The organism is Paraliomyxa miuraensis (genome assembly GCF_026337845.1).
Classification (GTDB): Bacteria; Myxococcota_A; Polyangia; order Nannocystales; family Nannocystaceae; genus Paraliomyxa; species Paraliomyxa miuraensis.
This window is the reverse complement of the sequence record NZ_JAOVZF010000147.1, coordinates 191,781-212,505: the sequence shown is the minus strand read 5'-3', so window position 1 is coordinate 212,505 and position 20,725 is coordinate 191,781. Positions and strand designations below refer to the sequence as shown.

General features: G+C 68.2%; 22 protein-coding genes and 1 pseudogene. 16 read left to right on the top strand and 7 right to left on the bottom strand.

The window, feature by feature from the left end:
- Positions 1–7: 7 nt before the first annotated feature.
- From OEB96_RS14415 to OEB96_RS14405, 3 genes are read left to right on the top strand one after another with little or no spacing between them, the layout of a single operon-like run.
- Entirely contained in the window at positions 8–2,305 is a 2,298-nt protein-coding gene (locus OEB96_RS14415) for a prenyltransferase/squalene oxidase repeat-containing protein (protein ID WP_266216282.1), read from the top strand.
- A complete protein-coding gene (locus tag OEB96_RS14410; RefSeq protein ID WP_266216280.1) occupies positions 2,302–2,799 on the top strand; it encodes a hypothetical protein in 498 nt (165 codons plus the stop codon). The genes OEB96_RS14415 and OEB96_RS14410 overlap by 4 nt, the downstream gene beginning before the upstream one ends.
- Entirely contained in the window at positions 2,796–3,749 is a 954-nt protein-coding gene (locus OEB96_RS14405) for an HTTM domain-containing protein (RefSeq protein WP_266216278.1), read from the top strand. The genes OEB96_RS14410 and OEB96_RS14405 overlap by 4 nt, the downstream gene beginning before the upstream one ends.
- On the opposite strand, the gene OEB96_RS14400 is transcribed toward OEB96_RS14405, so the two are convergent.
- Positions 3,685–4,509, bottom strand: coding sequence for a hypothetical protein (locus tag OEB96_RS14400; RefSeq protein ID WP_266216276.1), 825 nt, complete (start codon positions 4,507–4,509; stop codon positions 3,685–3,687). The two genes, OEB96_RS14405 and OEB96_RS14400, sit on opposite strands and share 65 nt — an antisense overlap.
- A 161-nt stretch (positions 4,510–4,670) precedes the next feature.
- On the opposite strand from OEB96_RS14400, the gene OEB96_RS14395 reads away from it, so the two are divergent.
- Complete coding sequence (locus OEB96_RS14395) at positions 4,671–6,575, top strand: PAS domain-containing protein (RefSeq protein WP_266216274.1); 1,905 nt, start codon at positions 4,671–4,673, stop codon at positions 6,573–6,575.
- Between the two features lie 27 nt (positions 6,576–6,602).
- Here the strand turns inward: OEB96_RS14395 and OEB96_RS14390 are convergent, their stop codons facing one another.
- A complete protein-coding gene (locus OEB96_RS14390; RefSeq protein WP_266216273.1) occupies positions 6,603–7,649 on the bottom strand; it encodes a cupin-like domain-containing protein in 1,047 nt (348 codons plus the stop codon).
- 9 nt (positions 7,650–7,658) lie between these two features.
- The gene (locus OEB96_RS14385) at positions 7,659–8,078 is read right to left on the bottom strand and encodes a hypothetical protein (RefSeq protein WP_266216271.1); all 420 of its coding nucleotides are present in this window, start codon (positions 8,076–8,078) and stop codon (positions 7,659–7,661) included.
- Positions 8,079–8,225: 147 nt separating this feature from the next.
- Between OEB96_RS14385 and OEB96_RS14380 the strand changes: the two genes are divergently transcribed.
- On the top strand, positions 8,226–8,711 hold the full coding sequence (locus tag OEB96_RS14380) for a hypothetical protein (RefSeq protein WP_266216269.1): 486 nt from the start codon (positions 8,226–8,228) through the stop codon (positions 8,709–8,711).
- Here OEB96_RS14380 and OEB96_RS14375 read toward each other — a convergent pair.
- Entirely contained in the window at positions 8,695–9,234 is a 540-nt protein-coding gene (locus OEB96_RS14375) for a VanZ family protein (protein WP_266216267.1), read from the bottom strand. The genes OEB96_RS14380 and OEB96_RS14375 overlap by 17 nt on opposite strands.
- 146 nt (positions 9,235–9,380) lie before the next feature.
- On the opposite strand from OEB96_RS14375, the gene OEB96_RS14370 reads away from it, so the two are divergent.
- Positions 9,381–10,172 (top strand): exodeoxyribonuclease III, encoded by a 792-nt coding sequence (locus tag OEB96_RS14370; protein WP_266216265.1) that lies wholly within the window; start codon positions 9,381–9,383, stop codon positions 10,170–10,172.
- 71 nt (positions 10,173–10,243) lie between these two features.
- Here the strand turns inward: OEB96_RS14370 and OEB96_RS14365 are convergent, their stop codons facing one another.
- From OEB96_RS14365 to OEB96_RS14355, 3 genes are read right to left on the bottom strand one after another with little or no spacing between them, the layout of a single operon-like run.
- On the bottom strand, positions 10,244–10,774 hold the full coding sequence (locus tag OEB96_RS14365; protein WP_266216263.1) for a dihydrofolate reductase family protein: 531 nt from the start codon (positions 10,772–10,774) through the stop codon (positions 10,244–10,246).
- 42 nt (positions 10,775–10,816) lie between these two features.
- Positions 10,817–11,398: a sigma-70 family RNA polymerase sigma factor gene (locus OEB96_RS14360; protein WP_266216261.1), complete on the bottom strand. Its 582-nt coding sequence runs from the start codon at positions 11,396–11,398 to the stop codon at positions 10,817–10,819.
- The gene (locus OEB96_RS14355; RefSeq protein WP_266216259.1) at positions 11,395–11,946 is read right to left on the bottom strand and encodes an ArsI/CadI family heavy metal resistance metalloenzyme; all 552 of its coding nucleotides are present in this window, start codon (positions 11,944–11,946) and stop codon (positions 11,395–11,397) included. Before OEB96_RS14355 ends, OEB96_RS14360 begins: the two co-directional genes overlap by 4 nt.
- Before the next feature lie 57 nt (positions 11,947–12,003).
- Here OEB96_RS14355 and OEB96_RS14350 point away from each other — a divergent pair, with 57 nt between their 5' ends.
- From OEB96_RS14350 to OEB96_RS14310, 10 genes and pseudogenes are all read left to right on the top strand, one after another.
- A complete protein-coding gene (locus OEB96_RS14350; RefSeq protein WP_266216257.1) occupies positions 12,004–13,182 on the top strand; it encodes a tetratricopeptide repeat protein in 1,179 nt (392 codons plus the stop codon).
- A 570-nt stretch (positions 13,183–13,752) separates the two neighbouring features.
- Entirely contained in the window at positions 13,753–14,355 is a 603-nt protein-coding gene (locus OEB96_RS14345) for a DUF4150 domain-containing protein (protein ID WP_266216255.1), read from the top strand.
- A 59-nt stretch (positions 14,356–14,414) separates the two neighbouring features.
- Positions 14,415–14,633, top strand: a complete 219-nt coding sequence (locus OEB96_RS14340; protein WP_266216254.1) for a hypothetical protein — start codon at positions 14,415–14,417, stop codon at positions 14,631–14,633.
- Between the two features lie 252 nt (positions 14,634–14,885).
- A complete protein-coding gene (locus tag OEB96_RS14335; RefSeq protein ID WP_266216252.1) occupies positions 14,886–15,107 on the top strand; it encodes a hypothetical protein in 222 nt (73 codons plus the stop codon).
- Between the two features lie 411 nt (positions 15,108–15,518).
- On the top strand, positions 15,519–15,809 hold the full coding sequence (locus tag OEB96_RS14330) for a hypothetical protein (RefSeq protein WP_266216250.1): 291 nt from the start codon (positions 15,519–15,521) through the stop codon (positions 15,807–15,809).
- Positions 15,809–16,369 (top strand): annotated as a pseudogene (locus OEB96_RS46655) (hypothetical protein); the annotation flags it as partial. The gene OEB96_RS14330 and the pseudogene OEB96_RS46655, both read left to right, overlap by 1 nt.
- A 56-nt stretch (positions 16,370–16,425) precedes the next feature.
- Entirely contained in the window at positions 16,426–17,856 is a 1,431-nt protein-coding gene (locus tag OEB96_RS14325; protein ID WP_266216248.1) for a calcium-binding protein, read from the top strand.
- Between the two features lie 71 nt (positions 17,857–17,927).
- Positions 17,928–19,400 carry a hypothetical protein gene (locus tag OEB96_RS14320; protein ID WP_266216246.1) on the top strand — a complete coding sequence of 491 codons (1,473 nt, stop codon included), beginning with the start codon at positions 17,928–17,930 and terminating at the stop codon, positions 19,398–19,400.
- A complete protein-coding gene (locus tag OEB96_RS14315; protein ID WP_266216244.1) occupies positions 19,384–20,265 on the top strand; it encodes a receptor L domain-containing protein in 882 nt (293 codons plus the stop codon). The genes OEB96_RS14320 and OEB96_RS14315 overlap by 17 nt, the downstream gene beginning before the upstream one ends.
- Positions 20,266–20,454: 189 nt before the next feature.
- A complete protein-coding gene (locus OEB96_RS14310; RefSeq protein WP_266216243.1) occupies positions 20,455–20,682 on the top strand; it encodes a hypothetical protein in 228 nt (75 codons plus the stop codon).
- Positions 20,683–20,725 lie beyond the last annotated feature (43 nt).

The following is a 20,725-nucleotide window of genomic DNA, read 5'->3' as shown; positions in this document are numbered from 1 at the left end:
ACGCGTCATGGCCCAAGATTCCACCGCGCTCCCTCGCTTCGCGCCCGCCCTCCTCTCGGGGCTGGTGGCCGCCGTCCTCGGCTGGGGCGCCACGGTGCTGCCGTGGCGCGAGTTCACCCCGTTTGCCATCACCACCACCATCACCGCCGTGGCGCACGGAGGACACGCCGCGCTCGCGCTGCTCGGTCACTCGCGCCGCGGACTGGCGTGGCGCGTGCAGTCGCTGACGGCGCTGGCCTACCTCGGCTACATCACCTGGCACATCTTCAGCGCCAGCACGTACATCGCGGCGCTCTACGGTGGGCTCGGCAAGGGCGTGGCGGCCGGTCTGGCCGCGGCCTGGGCGGTGGTGGCCTTCCTGCTGCTGCCGCTCGCCGTGTGGGGCCTGGCCGTCACCGGAGGCATGCGCTGGAATCGACGCGCTCAGGGAGGCACCGCGGTCGCGCTGCTGCTGGCCGGTGTGGGCCTGTGGCGCGCGGCCGCCTCGGCCGAGGCAGAAGCGGCGATCGATCCCGCGAGCCTCGAGGGCGACGCGCTGTCGAAGGCGCTGGCCAGCGTGCTGCCCGACCCTGCCGGGCTGCCGGAGCCTCCCGCCGATGCGCCGTCGCTGCTGGTCCGACAGGCGATCGAGTGCGAGGCCCCGCCGGGCCCGGGCCTGGTCACCGTGGTCGCGACGTCGCTGGTGGAGGTGGCCCCCACCCGCGCCGAGGCCCGCAGCCGCTGCGTGCAGGGAGCCACGCTGCCGCAGGCCCTCGCCGCGCTCGAGGCCCAGCTAAAGGCCCAGGCCCTGCGCGGACCGATCGAGATCGACGTGGTGACCGGCACCCAGGATCTCGAGCACGTCGTCCCCGTGGTCGACGCCATGCTCCTGCGCCCCGGCCTCGATGGCGTCTGCGAGGGCACGCGCTGCCTGATGCCCTGGCAGCTCTTGGCGCACGATCAGTTCAACGAGTTCATGCCGATCAAGGTCATCCCCGACCTGCGCTTCGGCTTCGACCCGGCCCAGCTCCGCAAGGCGCTGTCGTGGCCCAGCGTGCCCGAGCGCTTCGATCCAAGGGTGGAGGGCCTGCGGCGCCTCGAGGTCCGTAGCTTCGTGCAGGATGCCGGCGGCCAGCTTCACGCGCTGCACCGCATGCGGGAGCCCGCGCCGCCGCTCGACGCCGCCTCGCTCCAGGCCGCCGTCGATGCGGCCGAGCGCTACATCCTGTCGGCCCAGGGCTTCGACGGTCGCTTCGAGTACAAGGCCAACCCCTTCACCGGCCAGGTCAGCTACCAGGGCTTTGCCCTGGCCCGCCAGGCGGGCACCACCCTGGTGATCTGCGAGCTCGCTCGCGACCACCAGCGCGCCCGCGAGGTCGCCCGCAAGGCGCTGGCCATGCTGGTCCGCTCCATGCAGACCCACGAGGATCTGGGCTTCGTGGTGTATCCGATCGGCAAGAAGGTCGAGCGCGTGGGCCTGGGGTCGACCGCGCTCACCAGCATCGCGCTGCTGTCGTGCCGCGAGCGCGTGGGCGACGAATTCGACGAGGCGATCGGGCGCATGACTCGCTTCTTGCTGCACATGCGGCGCGAGGACGGCGGCTTCCATCCCGAGCTCGACCTCACCACCGGCGAGCCGATCCCCGGCCCCGATCCGCTCTACGCGGTGGGGCAGGCGGTGTTCGCCCTCTCGTTGCTCGAGCGCCTGCAGACGGAGCAGGCGCTGCCCGGCCTGCCCCCGGCCGAGCTCACGCGCGAGGTCGTCGACGCGGCCATGACCTACACCGCCAACGACTACTGGTCGGGCTTTGCCGCCGACTTCTTCTTCATGGAGGAGAACTGGCACTGCCTGGCCGCCCGGGCCTCGCTGGGGCACCACCGCCACGACGGCTACGAGCGCTTCTGCATCGACTACACCCGGTACAAGACCCGGCTCATCCTCGCCGAGAGCGACGGCGTGACGCCCGAGCTGGTGGGCGGCTACGGCTTCGGCAACGTGCTCATCCCCCACAACACGGGCTCGTCGGGCTTTGGCGAGGCCATGAGCGCCGCGCTGGCCCTCGAGCGGGCGCGGGGCGAGGACACCACGGCCCACGAGGAGGTGCTGCGCCGTGCCCTGCACTTCCTGGTGCAGCAGCAGTGGGACGAGGTGAGCTGCTTCGCCTGCGCGACCAAGCCCCACCCGATGGTGGGCGCATTCTCCGAGCACATGGGCTCGCCCGAGATCCGCATCGACTTCGTGCAGCACGCCATGGCCGGCATGGGACACGGCGGGCGCATGCTGGGCCTGGTGGAAGGCTCGTCGATCCCCGAGCCGCTGCAATGACCGACGACGCCAGCTCGATGAGCCCGGGCGCTCGGCTGTGGGCGCTGTCGTGGAGCGTGGGGCTGCTGCTCGCGGTGCTGTGGCCGATCCTGCGCGACCCTCCTCGCGATGGCTTTCCCCTGTCCAACTACCCCATGTTCTCGAGGGATCGGCGCAGCGCCGAGGCCGAGATCCCCCACGTGGTCGGATGGTCTCGCGAAGGACGGCACCGGCCGGTGCCGCCCGAGCTGCTTGGCACCGCCGAGGTGATGCAGGCCCATCAGACCGTGCACGTGGCGATTCGCCGCGGACGCGCCTCGGCCCTGTGCCAGAGCACGGCCGAGCACGTGCGTCGCGATCCCGCCCACGCAGACCTCGAGCACCTCGAGGTCCGCACCGACACCTACGACGCGCTCACCTACTTCTCGGGAGACACCAAGCCACGAGCCACGCGCATCCACGCCCGGTGCTCGGTCGAGGAGGGCACCCCGCCCGTGCAGGAGCCCGAGCGATGATCGAGATCGGCAAGGCACTGGCCGCCCCGTTGCGCTGGTGGGCCGCACCCGCGCCCGCCCAGCGGCTGGCGGTGCTGCGATGGCTCGTCGGCGGCTACGCCCTGGCCTACCTGGTGGTGCGCTTCGGACACTTCGTCTCGGTCAGCGGGATGTCGGCGCAGCAGTGGAAGCCGGTGGGTCCGGTGACGCTGCTGGCGGCCCCGCTCCCCGCCTGGGCGGTGGTGCTGCACACGGTGCTCGCCGCGGTCTTGGGCGTGGCCTTCGTCGCGGGCTGGCGCTTTCGCGTGGTCGGCCCGGCGTTCGCCGTCGCCTTGTTGTGGGTGACCAGCTACCGCAATTCGTGGAGCATGGTGTTCCACACCGAGAACCTCATCGTCCTGCACGTGCTGGTGCTCGCGGCGGCGCCCAGCGCCGATGCGCTGTCGATGGACGCCCGGCGCCGAGGGAGCGCGCCCGACCGGCGCCCGCTGGCCCGCTACGGCTGGGCGATCCGCCTGATGTGCGCCGTCACGGTGACCACCTACTTCATCGCGGGCTGGTCCAAGGTGCACAACGGGGGCTGGGGCTGGGCCACCAGCGACACCCTGCGCATGTACGTGGCCTACGACAATCTTCGCAAGGTCGAGCTGGGGGCGGGATTCTCGTGGCTGGGGGCCACGCTGGCGGGTCACGGCTGGGTGTTCCCGCCGATGGCGACGGTGTCGCTGCTGGTCGAGCTGGGGGCTCCGCTGGCGCTCCTCCACCCGCGGATCGGACGGTCATGGGCCGTGGCCGCATGGTCGTTCCACGCGGGGGTGGTGGTGCTGATGGCGATCGTGTTCCACTACCCGCTGGCCGGAGTCGCCTACGCCTCGTTCTTCCCGGTGGAGAGACCGGCGGAGGGACTCATCGCCCGCGTGCGCGCTCGCTGGGGTCGTGCACGGGAACCAGCGCCGGCTGCGACCACGTGAGCGAGCGGCTCGCGGCCGCCAGCGCCATGCGCATGCGCTCGTGCGGGGTCCCGTGGGTCGACTCGAGCTGGCCGGGGTTGCGGAACGGAGCCTGTCCGGCGGCGGCCTGGAGCAGCTCGCGTTGGGCCGCCAAGGTGGGCAGGAGCTCCCGCCATCGTCGCACGCCATCGCCCACCACCGGGGGCTCGCGGGCTGCATCCGGGCTGGCGCGAAGGGCTGCCGCCGCGGGAGCGGGCGCGAGCGCAGGAGCTCCGGCGCGCCGCACCAGGCAGGCCACGCTCGCACGCCACGCCGCCACGGCCGGGACCAGGGCCAACACCTGGGCCCATACGGGCACGAGCCCGCCCACGCCGAGCAAGAGCGTGCCCAGGGCCACGCTGCCCAGCCCCCAGCCCACCATCGCCCAGGTCACCACCCGTCGCTCGAGCGCCTCGGGATCGACGGCGCTCGTCTCGCGCATGCCAGCCGATGCCACCACGCGCAGCACCACGGCCGTGGGCGAGCCGCGATCGGCTCCGGCGCGATCGTAGCGCTGCACGTCGAGCTCGCCACGAAACGCGGCGCGCGTGACCGTCCAGCGGACGCCTTCGATCGGGCCACCGAGGCGGGTACCGTGGGCCTCGTAGCCGCACGACGGAGGAAAGTGGTGGACCAATAGCTCGGGCACCAGCTCGGTGAGCTCGTGGAACACGCGACGGCCGTGCTCGTCTCGACCCACCCGGATCGACCACGACATTCGGTCGTCCCCGCGTTCACCCACGATTCTTCAGCCTAGCCCGGATCGCTCGATCGTCCATGATCCCACTGCGATCCCACGGCGATCACGGTTCGGGTCGTGCAGGCATCGGGGGTTCCCGGGCTCCCACGGGCGGGAGCCCGCGGCGGCACTCGAGCCCGGCGAGGGTATACTCGCGCCGAACGTTGATCGCGTCCAGTTCCACCGACCCTCCGGAGATCGTCCCCCGCAGCGCGCTGGGTCGGCTCGTTGCGTCTGCCGTCGACTTGATGTGCATCGTCGACCGGCACGGGTCGATTCGGTGGCTCAACCCCGCGTGGGAGCGCGTGCTGGGCTGGAGCGCCGAGGAGCTGCGGCGCGGCACGCTGCTCGACTTCGTGCACCCGGCCGACGCCGACGACAGCGCCAGGGCGTTCGCGTCGCTTCGCACCGAGGATCAAGACCTGCGCTTCGAGAACCGCCTGCGCTGTCGGGATGGTGGCTTTCGCTGGTTGCAGTGGAGCGCGGTGCCCATGCGCAACGGGGCCTTCTACGGCACGGCCCGCGACGTGACCGAGCGCCGGCTCGCCGAGCGCGAGGCCGAGGAGCGCACGCGCCTGCTGCTCATGGCCGAGGAAGTCGCCGGAGTGGGCCACTGGCACATCGACCTGATGAGCGACACCCTCACCTGGTCGCGCGAGATGTATCGGATCCATGGGCTCGATCCGCGAACGTTCCAGCCCGACGTCGAGCGCACGGTGGAAGCCTATCACCCCGAGGATCGCGGGCTCGTGGCCGACCACATTCGCGATGCGATCCTGCTGCGCAAGGACTTCGAGTTCGAGCTTCGGCTGGTGCGCCCCGACGGCTCGATCCGCGACGTGCTCTCCCGCGGCAAGTGCGAGGTCAGCGACGACGGGCGCCCGCTCGCCGTGTTCGGCGTGTTCCAGGACGTCACCGAGCGCAAGCAGCTCCACGAGCGCGTGGTGCACTCCGAGCGCATGGCCACGGTGGGAACGCTGGCGGCCGGCGTGGCCCACGAGATCAACAACCCGCTCACGTGGGTCATCGCCAACCTCGACGCGATCGACCGCGAGCTGTCGTCGATCCCGACCGGGGATCCCGATGCCCTCGAGCAGGTCGCCAAGATGATCGCAGAGGCCCAGCAGGGCGCCGATCAGGTCAAGCGGATCGTGCGCGACCTGCTGACCTACTCGCGCTCGCAGCCCGAGCAGCTCGAGAGCGTCGACGTGCACGAGGCGCTCGACATCGCGGTCAACATTGCCACCAACCAGTTCAAGTACCGCGCCCACCTGGTGCGCGACTATGGCTACGTGCCCGCGGTGGTGGCCGACGAGTCGCGCCTGACCCAGGTGCTCGTCAACCTCATCGTCAACGCCGCGCAGGCGATCCCCGAGCGTCGCGAGCACGGCAAGGACGGGGAGATCGAGCTGTCCACCGCCATCGACCCCGACGGGCGGGTGCGGATCACGGTCAAGGACAACGGGCTGGGCATGCCCGATGCGGTCAAGGCCCGCGTGTTCGATCCCTTCTACACCACCAAGCCGGTGGGGGTGGGGACGGGCCTGGGGCTGTCGATCTCCAACAACATCATTCGCTCGTTCCACGGCGAGATCCAGATCGAGAGCGAAGAGGGCCGTGGCACCCGGGTGAGCGTGGTGCTGCCGGCCGCTCCCGAGGTCAGCGGCGCGTACGACTTCATCGACGACGAAGACGACGAGGTGGATCGGGCCCGGGTGCTGGTGCTCGACGAGTCGGGGCAGCTCGGGCGGCCGCTGTCGCGCATGCTGGGCCCGCGCTACGAGGTCGTCTCGCTTCGCAACGGCCGCGACGCGTTCGCGATCCTCGACGACGGAGAGCGCATCGACGCGGTGCTGTGCGGCATGAGGCTGCTCGACATGAGCGGCATGGAATTCCACCGCGGCATCATGCGGGTGGCGCCGCACCTCGTTGGGCGGGTGGCGTTCATCACCAGCGGGGACTTCGACGACGACTCCGAGAGCGTCGAGCGCAACGGGCTGCCCACCATCGCCACGCCGATCGAGCCCTCGATGCTGCGAGAGCTGGTGCAGCGGCTGGTCGAGCACTGACCGGGCCGGTGCTCATCGGGCCGGTGCTCATCGGGCCGGCTCCACCGAGCCGCGCAGCAGGCTCCCCGGGCGATACCAGCCGAAGTCGTTGGGCCACGCCAGCGCGAGGATGCTGACGCTGATGCTGGGGTCGAGCGCGTCGACCTGGTGCCACCAGCCCGCCGGGATCAGCAGGGCCTCGCCGGGTTCGAGCACCAGCTCGATCAGGTGCGCGGGACCATCGGCCAGCGCAGCCGACTCGCCCGGGTCCCAGTGGGAGTACACCCCCCGCGATCGATCGAGCAGCGCAAGCGACTCGGGCGGTGCGAGGCGGAAGCGCTTGCGGCCCACCACCTGGCAGAACATCGAGTCGTCGCCGTCATGGTGCAGCGGCGTGTGGGTCCCGGCAGGGCCGATCCACAGCCCCATGCGTGCGGGGTCCATGCGCGGGCCGAACAGCGCGGGGGGCAGCACGAGATCGTCGAGCAGCGAGCGCAGGCCCGGGCGACGCAGGGCCGCGTTCTTGGCGATCACGTAGACATCGTTGGAGGGGCCCGCCAGCACGCGCTCGATCAGCGCGGCCACGGTCAGCTCCTGGCGAAGCGGGGCCCACTCGGCGTCGGGATCCGTCGTGTCCTCGCGGCCGACGCAGACCTCGATGGACTCGTGGCCCAGTCGCTCCACCAGGGCCGCCGGCTGCCAGCGCTCGAGGGCGGGCCAGCGCGTGACGAGGTCGGTCAGCACCACGGGCACCCCCGGGACCACGTAGCGTGCGATGAACTCTTCGGCCGTGGGGAGGGGGCGTCGTGCGATCGCCGTGTGTCCCTCGGCCTGGAGCGTGCGGTGCTCTGCACGCAGTCGCACGATCTGCTCGAGCGCAGCCACCCGGCGTCGCAGTGCATGGATCCGTTGCTCGTCGACCGTGGCGCGAGCGCGTGGACGAGGCGCTCCGTCCTCGACCAGCGCCTCGACCAGCGCCTCGGGCTCGGCCCCGCGCGCGAGGTTGTCGGCCACCCACGCTTGCCACCGGGGATGGATCACCTCGGCATCATCGGGCTCGCTCGGCGCCCCCGGCTCGCTCGGATGCTTGGGCACGGTGCGACCTCAGCCCGCGCCCGTGGAGCCCGTGCTCGCGCCGGTTCCCGAGCCGCTCGACCCGCTGCCGGAGTCCGAGCTCCCGTCGGTGCCCGTGGCACACTCGGGCGATTGCGGGTCGTGGGCGCACGGCCCCGCGGTGGGGTGCACGTCGGTGGCCGAGTCGGCGACCGACGTCGCGTCGGTGCTGCCCGTGGTGCCGGTCGAGAGTTCCGTGGTGCCGGTTGAGGGCCCCGTGCTGCCGCACTCGGGCGATTGCGGGTCGTGGGCGCACGGCCCCGCGGTGGGGTGCACGTCGCTGTCGGCCACGCTCGTGGAGCTGCTGCCGTCGTCGCCGCAGGCCAGCGAGGCCAGGGCCAGGGTGCTCACTGCGGTGGCCCGCACGAGCATGGGAACGCGAGGGCGTGGGGTCAGGGACGTACGAGTCATGGCGATGGGGCGATGGTACCAGGCCCATCCCCCGACGCATCGCGGTTTCGCTCGTCCACTCGCGACGGTGGGCGCCGCCTTCGGTCGCTCGTGCTCTCGGCCGCGCTCGGGCCCGGCCGCGTGCTAGCGTTTGGGGGGAGGTAGACCATGAGTCCCATCGTCGACAACCTACGGATCGACGCCGAGATCCCACCGCAAGGCATCGAGCCGGGGGCGTCGGTGGTGGTCTCGCTGCGGTTCCTCAACCTGGACGTGCGCGCGCGCAAGCTGTTCTTCATCCGCGCCGAGCCGTTTCGCTTCGGTCAGAGCACCCTCACCCTCGATCGCGGGGGTTCGGGTCCACCGATCGTGTCGCCCCCGCCTCGCCCTCATGGCTACGTGGTGACCGAGGCCGACTTCCACGACATCGCTCCGCGCAGCCGCCTGGCATTCTCGCAGGCCCTGAGGGTCCCCGCCGACCTCCTCCCTGGGACCTACGGGGTGCGCTGGGTCTACGAGAACGAGATCACCCAGTGGAAGGGGGGCGTGAACACGCTCGACGGACCCAGCGAGGTGCTGTTCGACGGCAAGCCGATCGAGGGCATCTGGGTGGGGAGCCTCGAGGATCGGTTCTCGATCACGGTCCGGCGGTAGCGCGGGCGAGCCCGCCGCTCGTGAGGCGACGGCCGATCCACGAGAACAGCACCATCCCGAGCAGATCGGCGAGCAGGTCGAGGGGATCGGCGGTGCGGTGGGGCGACCACGCCTGGGCGAGCTCCTCGGCGAGCGCGCCGACCATGGGGAGCCCGACCGCCAGCGGTATGCGCAGCGAGGCTCGCCCGATCGTGGTGCCGATCGTACGGCCGCGCGTGGCGAAGTGCATGCACAGCGCCACCAGCCCGAACAGGAGGAAGTGCAGCGCCTTGTCCACGCCCGGGGTCCGCAGCCACGGCAGCCGGCCACCGCCCAGGGCCCCGGCGTAGGCAGCCACCGTGATCGCGAGCACCAGGCCGAGCTGTGGCCACAGCAGCCAGCGCCAGCGCCAGGGGTCGTGACGCTCGGTGCGGGACCACTGCCACGCGCCCATGAGCGCCCCGATCAGCAGCAGGGCGGCCGCCAGCGCGAGCAGCCGGGGATCGAGGGGCGCGGACGCCAGGGGGGTCGTCGGGAGTGACATCGGTCCCCGGACGCGCGAGCGAGCGTCGTCGTTGCGCGGCCGAGCACGGGCGGTCGCCGCGCGCCGGTGGACGGCCGATCCGCGAGTGCGGACGGTCGGGCCCTTGCGCTTGACAGCACGGGCGACCCGGGGCTGCCATCCCGCCCGTGACCCTCCGAGTGCTCTCGTGGAACGTCAACGGGCTGCGCGCCTGCGACCGTGCGGGCTTTCGCAAGCACCTGCGACGGCTCGAGCCCGACGTGCTCGGCGTTCAGGAGGTTCGCGCCCGGCCCGAGCAGCTCGAGCCGGCCCTGCGACGCCCGCGTGGCTTCCACACCAGCTTCGTGGCGGCCGAGCGGCGCGGCTACAGCGGGGTGGGCTTGTTCTCGCGCCGGGTCCCCGACGCGGTGGAGACCTGCCTTGGCGAGGAGCGCTTCGATCGCGAGGGACGGGTGCAGATCGCCCGCTTCGGGCGCCTGGTGATCGCCAATGCCTACTTCCCCAACGGCAACGGCGTGCAGCGCGACAACAGCCGCGTGCCCTACAAGCTCGCGTTCTATCGCCGCCTGTTCGAGGTGCTCCAGGCCCGTCGCCGCGGCGGCATGAGGGTCCTGGTGATGGGCGACTTCAACACCGCCCACGAGGACATCGACCTGGCCCGGCCGCGCCAGAATCTACGCACGAGCGGGTTCCTCCCCGAGGAGCGCGCGGAGCTGCGGCGCTGGATCGACGCGGGGTGGGTCGACACCTTTCGCGCGTTCGAGCCCGGCGCGGGGCACTACTCGTGGTGGAGTCAGCGCCAGGGGGTGCGCGAGCGCAACATCGGCTGGCGCATCGACTACGTGCTCGCGTCACCGGCCGCCATGCGTCACGTGCGAGGGGCGTTCATTCGGCCCGAGGTGCGCGGCTCGGATCACTGCCCCGTCGGGGTGAGCCTCGATCCCTCCGTGCTCGCTTGAGCGCGGCAGGGAGGCGGCGCGAGGGGCTCGGGCTCGCGCGCGGGCCGGGGTCGGGCCGAGGACGCGGCGGTTCAGCGCACGGGTCGGTAGGTGAGCTGGACCAGGCCGCCTGCTGCTTCCGTGACCGCCACGCGCTCGAGGGCATGGCGGGCCTTGGTGCCCGCGAGCAGCGGCAGGCCCTCGCCGAGCACCACGGGCACGAGCGTGATCGTCAGCTCGTCCACCAGCCCGGCGTCGAGGGCCTGGCGGATCAGGTTGCCGCCGTCGAGGTACACGTCGCGCTCGCCCGCCGCCTCGCGGGCGGTCGTGATCAGCGTGTCCACCGGGCCCGTCACCGCGCGCACGGTGGGGTGGCCCGGCGTCAGGGGCCGGGTGGTCGCCACCAGCACCGGTCGCTCGCCGTAGGGCCAGGGGCTCTCGAAGCCGGCGACCACGTCGTGCGTGCGTCGACCCATGAGCAGCGCGCCCACGTCGGCCATGAAGGCGCCATAGCCATAGTCGTCCTCGCCCACGGGACCCGGCAGCCACGACAGGTCGTCGTCGGGTCCGGCGATGAAGCCGTCGAGGGAGCACGCGATGAACACCCGCACGCGAGAGGCCATGGGCGCAGGGTCGCTCGACCGGGCGCGGTCGGCAAGCGTCGCTCAGGCGTCCTCGCCAGGCGGGCAGCAGCGCTGCGGGGTGCAGGCGGAGCGTGGCTCGTAGCTCACCAGGGCGCCCCGATGATCGAGTTCCACGTGGCAGCACCGCTCGAGCCGCTTGCGCAGCTCGGCCCGCCCGCGCAGCACCCGGGACTTGACGGCGGGCAGCGACAGCCCCAGCCGCGCTGCTGCCTCGCGCTGGGTCAGGCCCTGCAGCTCGGTCAGGGTGAGCACGTCGCGGTAGGGCTCCTCGAGGGTCGACACGGTGAGCGCCAGCCACGAGGCCAACAGCGTTCGAGCGCTCTCGTCGTCCTCGTCGGGCGGAGCGGGCAGGAGCTCGGGGAGCGGCTCGGCCGGGGGGCGCCGCCGGTAGTGATCGGTCACCACGTTGGCGGCGATCCGGCGGATCCACCCCGCGAGTCGCTCGTCGTCGCGCAGCTGGTCTCGGCGGTCGTGCACGCGCAGGAACACCTCCTGGACCAGATCTTCCTGGGCCACGGGATCGTCCACGCGCCGCCGCACGAAGCGGCGAACGTCGTCGACGATGTGGGCGAGGCCCGGGTCGTGGGTTGCGGAGGGGTTCATGTGCAGCACGAGGGGGCGCAGCAGGGCGGCGTCGTGGTCTCGGAGGTGGTGGGCCCGGCCATGGGGCGCCCCTCGGAATGTACCGCGGCATCGGCCTGGGTGACGATGAACACCTCCCACTGGTGGCCATCGGGATCGGTGAGCCAGACCTTGTCCTGGACCGCGTAGCAGCACGTCACCTGTTCCTCGGGCATGCCGCCGAAGCCCTGCTTGGCCATGCGGCTGGCGATCTCGCCGATGGCGGCGCGGTGCTTGACCTGGATCCCGAAGTGCTGGGGCAGGGGGGGCGCCTTGGCCTCGGGGGTCTCGTTGAGCGAGAGGTTCAGCGGGGGATCGAACACCTCGAACTTGGCGTAGCCCGGCCGGACCTTGGTGGGCTCTTGGTGCAGCAGTGCCCGATAGAACTCGAGCGCACGGGATACGTCGCGCACGGCAAGGGCCACGTGGATGCGGGTGGGCGTGGGGAACTCCACGGCGGACTCGGTCGTCGTCATGTCCTTCGAGACGGGGGTCGTTCCCAAAGGATGCGTGGTTTCTTCGCGCGTCATGGCCGCATGATGCCCGGTTTGCAATGGGATCGCGGCGAGCGAAGTAGACACGCCACGATGAAACGACGCGCGCTCTTGCTGGGCGCCCTGGGCTGGCTGTGCCTCGGCGCCTGCGTTCCCTCCGCATCCTCGTCCACCCGGCCGCCGGGGTCGGTGGGGGAGAGCCGGGCCGGGAGGGGGAGGGGGATGGGGACGGGGGTGGTGGTCGAGGGGTCGGTGGAGGGTTCGGTGGAGGCTGGGGCGGGTTCCGTGGTGGGGGAGGTGGTGGGGGAGATCGAGCTCGAGGCCAAGCCGGTCGAGGGGACCGGGGGCTTGGAGCGCCAGACGGGTCACTGCGATCTCGACGGGGTGGTCGCCGCGCATGGCTCGCGGGGGCTGGCCCAGCGTGCGTGCGAGCGCGATCGAGCGGTCGAGCACGAGGTGGTCCAGGGGTTGCGGGTGTCGGTGGCGGGCCAAGTGCAGAACGCCGGGCGGCAGCGGCACCTGGCCGGCGACGTCGCGCAGGCGCGGCTCGACTATGAAGAGGCGATCCGACGCGACAACGATGGGCGCTCGCCCAGCGCCGTGACCGGCATGACGCGGGTCAATCTGGGGCTGCTGCATCACGAGCAGGGGGACCAGGAGGCGGCCGAGCGAGAGCTGCGGTGGGTGCTCGCGCGCTCGTCCGAGCCGGCCGTCCGCGGGGCGGCCTACCACAACCTCTCGCTGGTGCTGCTCGAGGTCGGCGACACCGACGGTGCGCTCGAGGCCGCCGAGCAGGGTCATCGATTGCTTCGCGGGGCGGTTGGGGCCGCGCACGGTTCGGTGGGTGCTTCGCTCAATGCGCTCGGGGTGATTCGTGCGGAGCGCGGTGAGCTCGACGAAGCGGCTGCCGTGCTCGAGGCGGCGATCGAGACGCGGACCGCGGCGCTGGGGGCCGAGCATCCGGCCACGGCGGCGTCCTATACGAACCTCGGGGTGGTGCTCGGGCGGCGTGGCGAGTGGGAGCGCGCGCTCGAGGCTCATCGGCGGGCGCTGTCGGTGGATCGGGTGGTGCTGGGGGCGGAGCATGCGGTCACGGCGGCGGATCTCGGTCACGTGGGGGAGGCGCTGTTCGAGCTCGGGCGGGCGGTGGAGGCGGGTGAGGCCTTCGAGCAGGCGCTGGCCATTCTCGAGCCGATGCGGTCGGCGGATGATCTCGAGGTGGAGCGGCTGCGAGGCTGGATGGAGGTCTGTCGCGAGGCGCGAGGGGAGTGAGTCGGCGGGCGGCGGCGGGAATGCGTGCTGCGGCTGGGGCGTGAGTCGGTCCGTGAAGGGGGCCGTCGCCGGGCTTGCATTGGTGGTCGCGTGCACTGCGGCGGCCCCCGAAACGCCAACCGAGGCCGTTGTTGCCGATCTCGTGGCTTCGGTCCCGGCGGCGGTCCCCGACGCCTACGGGGTGGGGAGGGGAGCTGGCCGAGGGGGTGAGGATCGAGAGTGGCCCGGTGCACGCTGGCCAGTTAGCTGCGACTCGGCGACTCGGCGCTTGCGATGCGTGGTTCAGCGGAACTCTGAATCTCGATCGGACCGAAGGCTGACCAGTCCGGCGAAGGTGGGGCGACCTTGTGGGACATGAACCGCCGGCCCGTGGGCATGCGCTCTCTCGCGCTATGTTCGTCGCCGAGATACTCGGAGGCCCGGACGGGCCATCCCCGGTCGAGGCGCGCGAGAAGTCGGCCGCTGAGCGGCTCGAGCCTGCGCAGGGTCGACGTTCGTGATTCCGCGCCGATGCGCGTGTTCACTTCGTCGTCGACGGACGTATCCTCGCGGTGGCGCGAAGGAGCCCGCATGAGCAGCGTCTACGCCAACGGTCGAACCATCCTACACAAGGGCGACGGGCTCACCCAGACCTCCGGGCCGCCCGACGTGTGCAAGACGCCCTCACCAGGTGGTCCGGTGCCGATCCCCTACCCGAACGTGGCGATGGACAGCGACCTGGCCAAGGGCGCCAAGAAGGTGAAGATCGAGAACAACCCGGTCGCGCTGGCCAGCAGCAACCTCTCGACCAGCACGGGCGACGAGGCCGGGACCGCGGGCGGCGGGATCATCTCGAGCAAGACCAAGGGCAAGCTGACGTTCGGCAGCTCGAGCCTCGACATGATCGTGGAGGGCAAGGGGGTCGCCCGGTTCATGGACGTCACCCAGCACAACGACAACACCTTCAACACCGTGCTGGCCGCGACCGGAGCCGCGGGGGTGGCGTACGGGGATGATCCGATCGACCAAGAGGAGCATGGACCGGCGACGGCGGCGGCGACCTGCCGCTGCATCGCAACCGGTTTGTTCCGTGGGAGGTCCGGACGGCTCTCACCAACGAGCGTGTCCCCGGCATTCCGGTGTTGTGGGGTACGAAACCCGATGACGTTCCTCAGCCGGAACGCTGTGAGGTAGAGGAACGCGTCCTCGCTGCCGCTCGCCTGGATGCGGTCCATCGACCGCCGATCGAGGAGATGACCATCGAGCAACGCTGCGTGGAGTATCGAGAGCGCATGCTCGACACGGCCAACTCGGTGCATAGAGCGCTTGTCGCCATGGCTGGCGACCACGAAGGCATCATCTCCGATGCACCGATCCGCGCGGTTCGAGAAGTGGTGTTCGCCGAGCTCGCGGAGATCAAGGCGCGGCTCGATGAATTGCAGGGGGAGCACAGGTCGGGCGCAAACGCCTAGAGAGCGGCTTCGTGGCGATCTCCTCGGTAGCGAAGAAATCGGCGGCGTTGGGGCGGAAGAACCGGGCACCACACCACCGAACCGCAAGGGCAACGCGCAAGCCTGCTCTGCGGTGTGTGTCCTCCGCTGGCGCCTGGAGTCGGCCTCGTGTCCAGGAACCAGCCCGTCCTCCACATCACGACGACCTATCCAACCCCGTCCAACTCCGCCACTGCACGCTCAAGGGGACGCACGGCAGGGGCAGGCGCGCCCTTGCCCAAGCCGATCTCATCGGCGATGAGCACGGGCAACGGGGTGGGAGCAGCCCTCGCCAGCAACGAGAAGGTGGACCGCATGTGCTCGCTCCGCCCGCGCCTGCAGAAGAACTCGTCGCCGCGGGTCGCGGCCGAGGGCGTGGTCTCGATCTCCCGTAGTTGGATCGGTACCTTCCCCGCCCGGAAGCGAGCGATCAACCTGGCCCGTCCGATCCAATGACCGGATTAGGAACGTAATCTGGGACATCAATCGGGCATTGCCCTCGCGCCTGGCCCAGAGAGTTTTGGCCCGAATGGTCCAAAATCGGTGACGGGGACGGCGGTGGCCTCACTTTCTGCTTCCCGGGCGCTCCAATCCCTGATAGTGGGGTGGTCTACGGCGAGAATGGCGGGATTGCGAACATTCTTGGGACCAGCTGTGGCCGGTGTCCTGCTGGTGCTGGCGTTCGAGGTGTTCGAGGTCGTAACGGTGGAAACCGAGGAATCTCCCGACCGTTGGAGCAAGGCTCGGATGCGACCACGGCCAGCGCAGAATTCGGCGTCCGGCGAGGTCGGGCAACGCGAGACGACGCGACGCGACGATGACGCAGGTCCCGGGGCTCAGCCCTCGGCGGAGCGAGTCGCACTCGCGGTGACTTCGCACCCCGGTGAGGACGAGCTGACGCTGCGGTGGAGCGAGCTTCCGGCCGAGGCGCGGGTTCGTGAGCTCCGGCAGCAATACCGCACGGCCATTGCCGCGATGCAGCGCGGGGCGGACTTCGAGGCCCATCGTGCTCGAGCGGATGCGGCCGTTTCCGCCCTGCGAGCGGAGTTGTACGGGACGACGTCGGGACGTCAGGAGCACGAGCGCCTCGAGCAGCGATTGCAGGCGCTGGTCGATCGCGAGCGGGCTCGTTGGGCGCCCGAGGGAGGGGTACAGTGATGCGCGGTTGGCTCGCTGGTTCGTGCTTCGTCGTCACGTCCGTCGTAGCGGGCGAGGCATTCGCGGCCCCGTGGATCGCCTCGGGTGCCACCGTCCGCGGCGACTTCGACGGTGACGGGATCAAGGAGCTCGTCGTATCGAGCCCTGAGGCCGACAGCAACAAGGGGGCTTTCGACGTGGTCGATCTGAGCACGGGCTCGCACACGCGATGGACCCGTGACACGTCGGGCTTGGTGGGTGCGGGTGCAGCGGCGGGCGACTACTTCGGGGCCGCGCTCGCCGTGGGTGACTTCGACGGCGATGGCTACGATGACCTCGTGGTTGGCGCTCCCGGGGCGGACGACTCCGGCGAGACCGACAGCGGAGCGATCCACGTCATCTATGGATCGGCCTCCGGGCTCACGACCACAGGCGACCAGATCTTCCATCAGGACACGACGGGGATCGAAGGCGTCGCCGAGGACGGAGACCAGGTAGGCGAGGTGTTGACCACCGGGGACTTCAACTGCGACGGCTACGCCGACGTGGTAATCGGCGTTCCGAGCGAGGCGGTATCGACGTACGCCGGGGCGGGGCAACGCAGGTGCTGTACGGCAGCAGCAGCGGGGTCAGCACGGTGGACAACATCTATCACCAGGGCTCGGGTGGAGTGGACGGCGTCGCCGAAGCCGGCGATCATTTCGGTGGCGCGGTGGCTGCGGGCAACTTCAACGGAGACTCCGACAGCGGCAACGACTGCGACGACCTCGCGATCGCGAGCCCGGACGAGGACGTCGGCTCGATCGCCGATGCTGGGTACGTGTACACGATCCTCGGCGGAACCTCCGGGCTCTCGACGACCGGGGACCTCGCGTGGCACCAGGACAGCACCGGGGTGGAGGACGCGGCGGAGGAGGACGATCGATTCGGGCTGCGGCTCTACACCGGGGACGAGGACGGTGACGGGTACGACGAGCTCGCAGTGGTGACGCCCGGGGACTCTTGCATCGAGGGGCACGGCGAAGCGGTGCACCTGTTCTACGGCTCGAGCTCGGGCATCACGCTATCCGGGGACGTGATCCAGTGCCATGACTACGCGTGCACGATCGACGCGGCCAACGACACGTATGCGTGCCACACGTACAGCCCCGTCGTGCATGCATCCGGGTCGGCCGATACCATCGCCATGTTCTTTGGCAACGACATCGTGCACGGAGGGGATGGCAACGACACGATCGCGGGTGGACACGGCAACGACGTCGTCTTCGGCGGCAGTGGGAACGATACGCTCTTCGGTGGCCCCGGTCTCGACATGCTCATCGGAGGTGCTGGAGATGACGTGTTCGTCGTCGACCTGGGATGTCAGGTGATGCCTGGTGAGGTCATCGACGGTGGCCCCGGCAGCGACACCGTCAAGAGTCACTTGACCGGAAGCCAGCTCACACTCCTCGGCGTGACGCTGGTATCCATAGAGACGTACACGACGATCTCGGAGGGTAGCGGAGACTGCGAACCCTTCCCATTCGAGGAAGGCCCATGGTTGAAACCGCGGGTCGAGCTCTCGTGGGACGATCTTCCAAATTCCGATTCAGTGTATACGTCCACGACCTCGGGTGTCCTCGACTTGACGATCGCGAACCAGAGCGCAGACGCTCTCACGGTCGACCTCAGCTTCCAGCTCACCGTTCGCGGGTTCACGGTAGAGCATACGGATTCGGTGAGTCTGAGCGCCTCGGGGTCGACGGTCTATGGATTGGATCTCGAAGACTTCATTCCACTCGGAGTGGATCCAGAGGAGGTACCCGTAGGGTGGTTTGAACTGCCGACGTCAGCGCATCTGCTGGCTCAAGCCGAGCTCAGCATCTCAAGCGTTCCACAGGGGTCTGCCTCGGCACCGCTTCTCTTCGGTCATCTCGAAGACGCAGGCGCTGAATTGGTGGTGTATCGGCAGGGGGCACTGGAAAGTACCTACTACGGCGGAGATCTCCATGCGTGGAGACTCGGTGGGAATCCCCCGTCCGTGGGCTTTGGACAAGTATACGAAGCGCGTTTGGAGGCGGCAGAATGAAACTAGTATGGCGTCCTGGTGGCGAGAGGCAGGAGATGCCCTCCCGCTCGTATGCTCGCATCACATCCGCCGTGACTGCTGCAACGATCATTGCCTGCAGTGCCTCTGTACCCTCGTCGGCACTTGCATGCAACGAGACACAGCGCCTTTGCGTCGAGTACGCGTTGGACCTCGACGATGACTGGGATCCGGCAAGCGAGATTGGGAGCGTCATCCCAGCCCGCGGTGCAAGGGTTACAGTCTTTCGACCTCCACCAGAGCCCCCTCTAGGGTTCTATCTCGATGAGGATGGGTGTGCCGATTTTCCGACTCAGTTCGCAGCCGGCCACAAAGTGGTCGTTCATCCCTCGGCCCTTCTGGGCAGTGGCCAGAACTTCATTGTCACAAGTCACGATTGGCAACTAGATCCGAACCAGTCGACAGATTTCGACAGCATTACTAGTCTTATTGATGAGGACCTCGACCCGTCGCCCCGCGGCTTCTGCAACGTGGGCCCCGCCGATGACGCTGACACAATTATTTGTACCACGGGGCCTTCGGAGATATCAAATCTCATGGCAATCGCCACGTACACCATTCATAGCTGGGAGTCGTTGCCAGGCTCATTCCTGGACGGCGAGCATAGGCTTCGTCTTGTGCGGATGGTAAATGCACCACACTTCGCATTTAGGACCCAGCATGACGGAATGACAGTGGCTATTGGGGCAGAAGTTGCCCGTCGAAAATTTATTGTAGCTCACGAGATTGGCCATTGGCTTCAAGGTCGAGCGCAAATAGAAGTGGTGGGAAATGAAGGTCCAACCGGAAGAGAAATACCGGTGAACTATCATTATCCGCGGCTCGATCACGTGGATGAATACGGAAATTCGTTGCAAGGCAGTCATCCGGAACCGCCGTGTCAGTTTGCCATTGAAGTTGACAGCATCGCCATGCTGGGGCCGGATTTCGCACCTCTATTTGAGGCGCATGGGTTGAGATCGGCCGAATACAGCAATGCTGCAATGGTTGAGGGCTTTGCCCACTTCGCTGCGTCCGCTGCCTTTAATTCCATCAATAACCCATCAGGTGCCTTCCTGTACTACAAAACCCCCGATCTTGATGTCGTGCCTGCCTACGGCGATCCATACTACGGAGTGCTCGGCAGTGGGTTCGTCGATCTGCCCGGTACCACTAGTCCTGTGACATCAACCGCGGGACGCACTGCTTGGCTGGAGAATTCATGTGGGGAGGATTGGGAAATCCTCTACTTCGACGAGGAGCAGACGGTGCCCGCTGCAGTTAGCAGTGAGATTGATTGGCTTCGCTTTTTCTGGGAATTTTTGACCCTGGATGATACCCCTCAGCCGACATTCTGGGATGTTGTCTATCTCCTCGCGTTCACGAGAGCTAACCATTCTTGGGTAGGTGATCCGAGCAATGACTCGCGTGTCTGGGAATACCTGGTCGAAACCCTCGACGATGGCAACTCTGGACTGGGAACCTACAAGGCACGATTCGTATCGCTTAACGGCAATCATTCGGTGTGGTATGAACCCTCGCAATAAGAAATTGCTGGGCGCTATGCTATCTGCTGCCTTGCTTGAATGTGCAGCGTGCGGACCCAATTCGCCGGGTTCCATGAGCGGCAGCGGCAGCGGTAGCGGTAGCGGTAGCGGTAGCGAAACTCAGTCCGGCACCGAGACGGCTGCCGACGCTATATTCGAGTGCCCAGACGCACGTTGGCACGAAGGCGACTTGGTTGTCGATGAGTCGGTCGATATCGACTCACTTCGTGATATTGGAGGTGTTACAGGTCACTTGTCAATCCGCAACACGACATCCTTGACGGACTTGGAGTTCTTGTCATGCCTCCAGGAGATTGGTGAGCATGCTACCGTCGCCAATAATGCGGCACTGAGGAACCTCCATGGGCTCGAGCGCCTTTCCGTTTTGGGGAGCGCATTTGATGATCAGGTGGGCGGACTGAACTTTATGCAAAACGACTCTCTTGAGCACATTCACGAGTTGCAGGCGCTTGAACAGATTGGCTCGTTAGGCTTTTCGGAAAATCCGAATTTGTCGAGCATTGATCTTGTTCGGGTTCGTGACATCGACATTCTGGCGTTGGGATATTGCGATAATTCCGGCGCCAATTCTGCGAGTAATGACAGCCTGCAGGAGTTTGGTGCGTTTCCGCAGTTGGAGCACGTCAGATGGCTCTATGTCGGCAGTCAGCAGGGTCTTACTTCGTTGGGATCACTGGTACAACTGGCGGAGCGCGGTGTGGCCTTCGAATACGCCAATTTTGAACGAAATGGATCCCTTCCCATTGCTGAAGTGGAGATGTTCGGTGCTGTAGCTGGCATCGATCCTGTCGCCTGCGAGAACGCTGATGATGAGGAGATTTGTGGCTCATGTTTGTCCGATTGAGCGATGGCAAAGAGGCGAGGCTTATGTGGGCGGGCATGGGCGCTGTGCTCGTGTTCGTTGTGCCAGTGTATGGGTGCGGTCCGACTCAGGTCGGCGGCCCTGGTGTATACGATACCGAGGCATGGAATCCCGATCACAACATCGTGCCGGATGAGTCGCCTTGTACAGTGCCGATGTGTGACAGCGGCTATGAAGAAGAGCCTGCTAGGAACTGTTGTCAGAGTGGCCAGCATCCGTCGGGGGGAGTTCCGGCCGCCGCTGCAAGCTGTCCAGGTGAGTATCCGAACAATTGGACATGCGACCAGCAAAGCGGCCAATGTGTTCATGATGGTTGCAGCGCTGATGCTGATTGCGGTCATCCGTTTCTTGTGTGCAAGGATCCACTGGACGTCAATGGAACTACGAGATTTTGCCTGACTGCCTGCACTGCAAATCCAGACTCGTGCAACTACTTCGCTAC

Bases quoted from the DNA above. Each gene is read 5' to 3' on its own strand.
- OEB96_RS14415 (WP_266216282.1), top strand. From the start codon at position 8: ATGGCCCAAGATTCCACCGCGCTCCCTCGCTTCGCGCCCGCCCTCCTC.
- OEB96_RS14410 (WP_266216280.1), top strand. From the start codon at position 2,302: ATGACCGACGACGCCAGCTCGATGAGCCCGGGCGCTCGGCTGTGGGCG.
- OEB96_RS14405 (WP_266216278.1), top strand. From the start codon at position 2,796: ATGATCGAGATCGGCAAGGCACTGGCCGCCCCGTTGCGCTGGTGGGCC.
- OEB96_RS14385 (WP_266216271.1), bottom strand. From the start codon at position 8,078: ATGACTCGTACGTCCCTGACCCCACGCCCTCGCGTTCCCATGCTCGTG.
- OEB96_RS14380 (WP_266216269.1), top strand. From the start codon at position 8,226: ATGAGTCCCATCGTCGACAACCTACGGATCGACGCCGAGATCCCACCG.
- OEB96_RS14375 (WP_266216267.1), bottom strand. From the start codon at position 9,234: ATGTCACTCCCGACGACCCCCCTGGCGTCCGCGCCCCTCGATCCCCGG.
- OEB96_RS14365 (WP_266216263.1), bottom strand. From the start codon at position 10,774: ATGGCCTCTCGCGTGCGGGTGTTCATCGCGTGCTCCCTCGACGGCTTC.
- OEB96_RS14360 (WP_266216261.1), bottom strand. From the start codon at position 11,398: ATGAACCCCTCCGCAACCCACGACCCGGGCCTCGCCCACATCGTCGAC.
- OEB96_RS14355 (WP_266216259.1), bottom strand. From the start codon at position 11,946: ATGACGCGCGAAGAAACCACGCATCCTTTGGGAACGACCCCCGTCTCG.
- OEB96_RS14350 (WP_266216257.1), top strand. From the start codon at position 12,004: ATGAAACGACGCGCGCTCTTGCTGGGCGCCCTGGGCTGGCTGTGCCTC.
- OEB96_RS14345 (WP_266216255.1), top strand. From the start codon at position 13,753: ATGAGCAGCGTCTACGCCAACGGTCGAACCATCCTACACAAGGGCGAC.
- OEB96_RS14340 (WP_266216254.1), top strand. From the start codon at position 14,415: ATGACCATCGAGCAACGCTGCGTGGAGTATCGAGAGCGCATGCTCGAC.
- OEB96_RS14315 (WP_266216244.1), top strand. From the start codon at position 19,384: ATGAACCCTCGCAATAAGAAATTGCTGGGCGCTATGCTATCTGCTGCC.
- OEB96_RS14310 (WP_266216243.1), top strand. From the start codon at position 20,455: ATGAAGAAGAGCCTGCTAGGAACTGTTGTCAGAGTGGCCAGCATCCGT.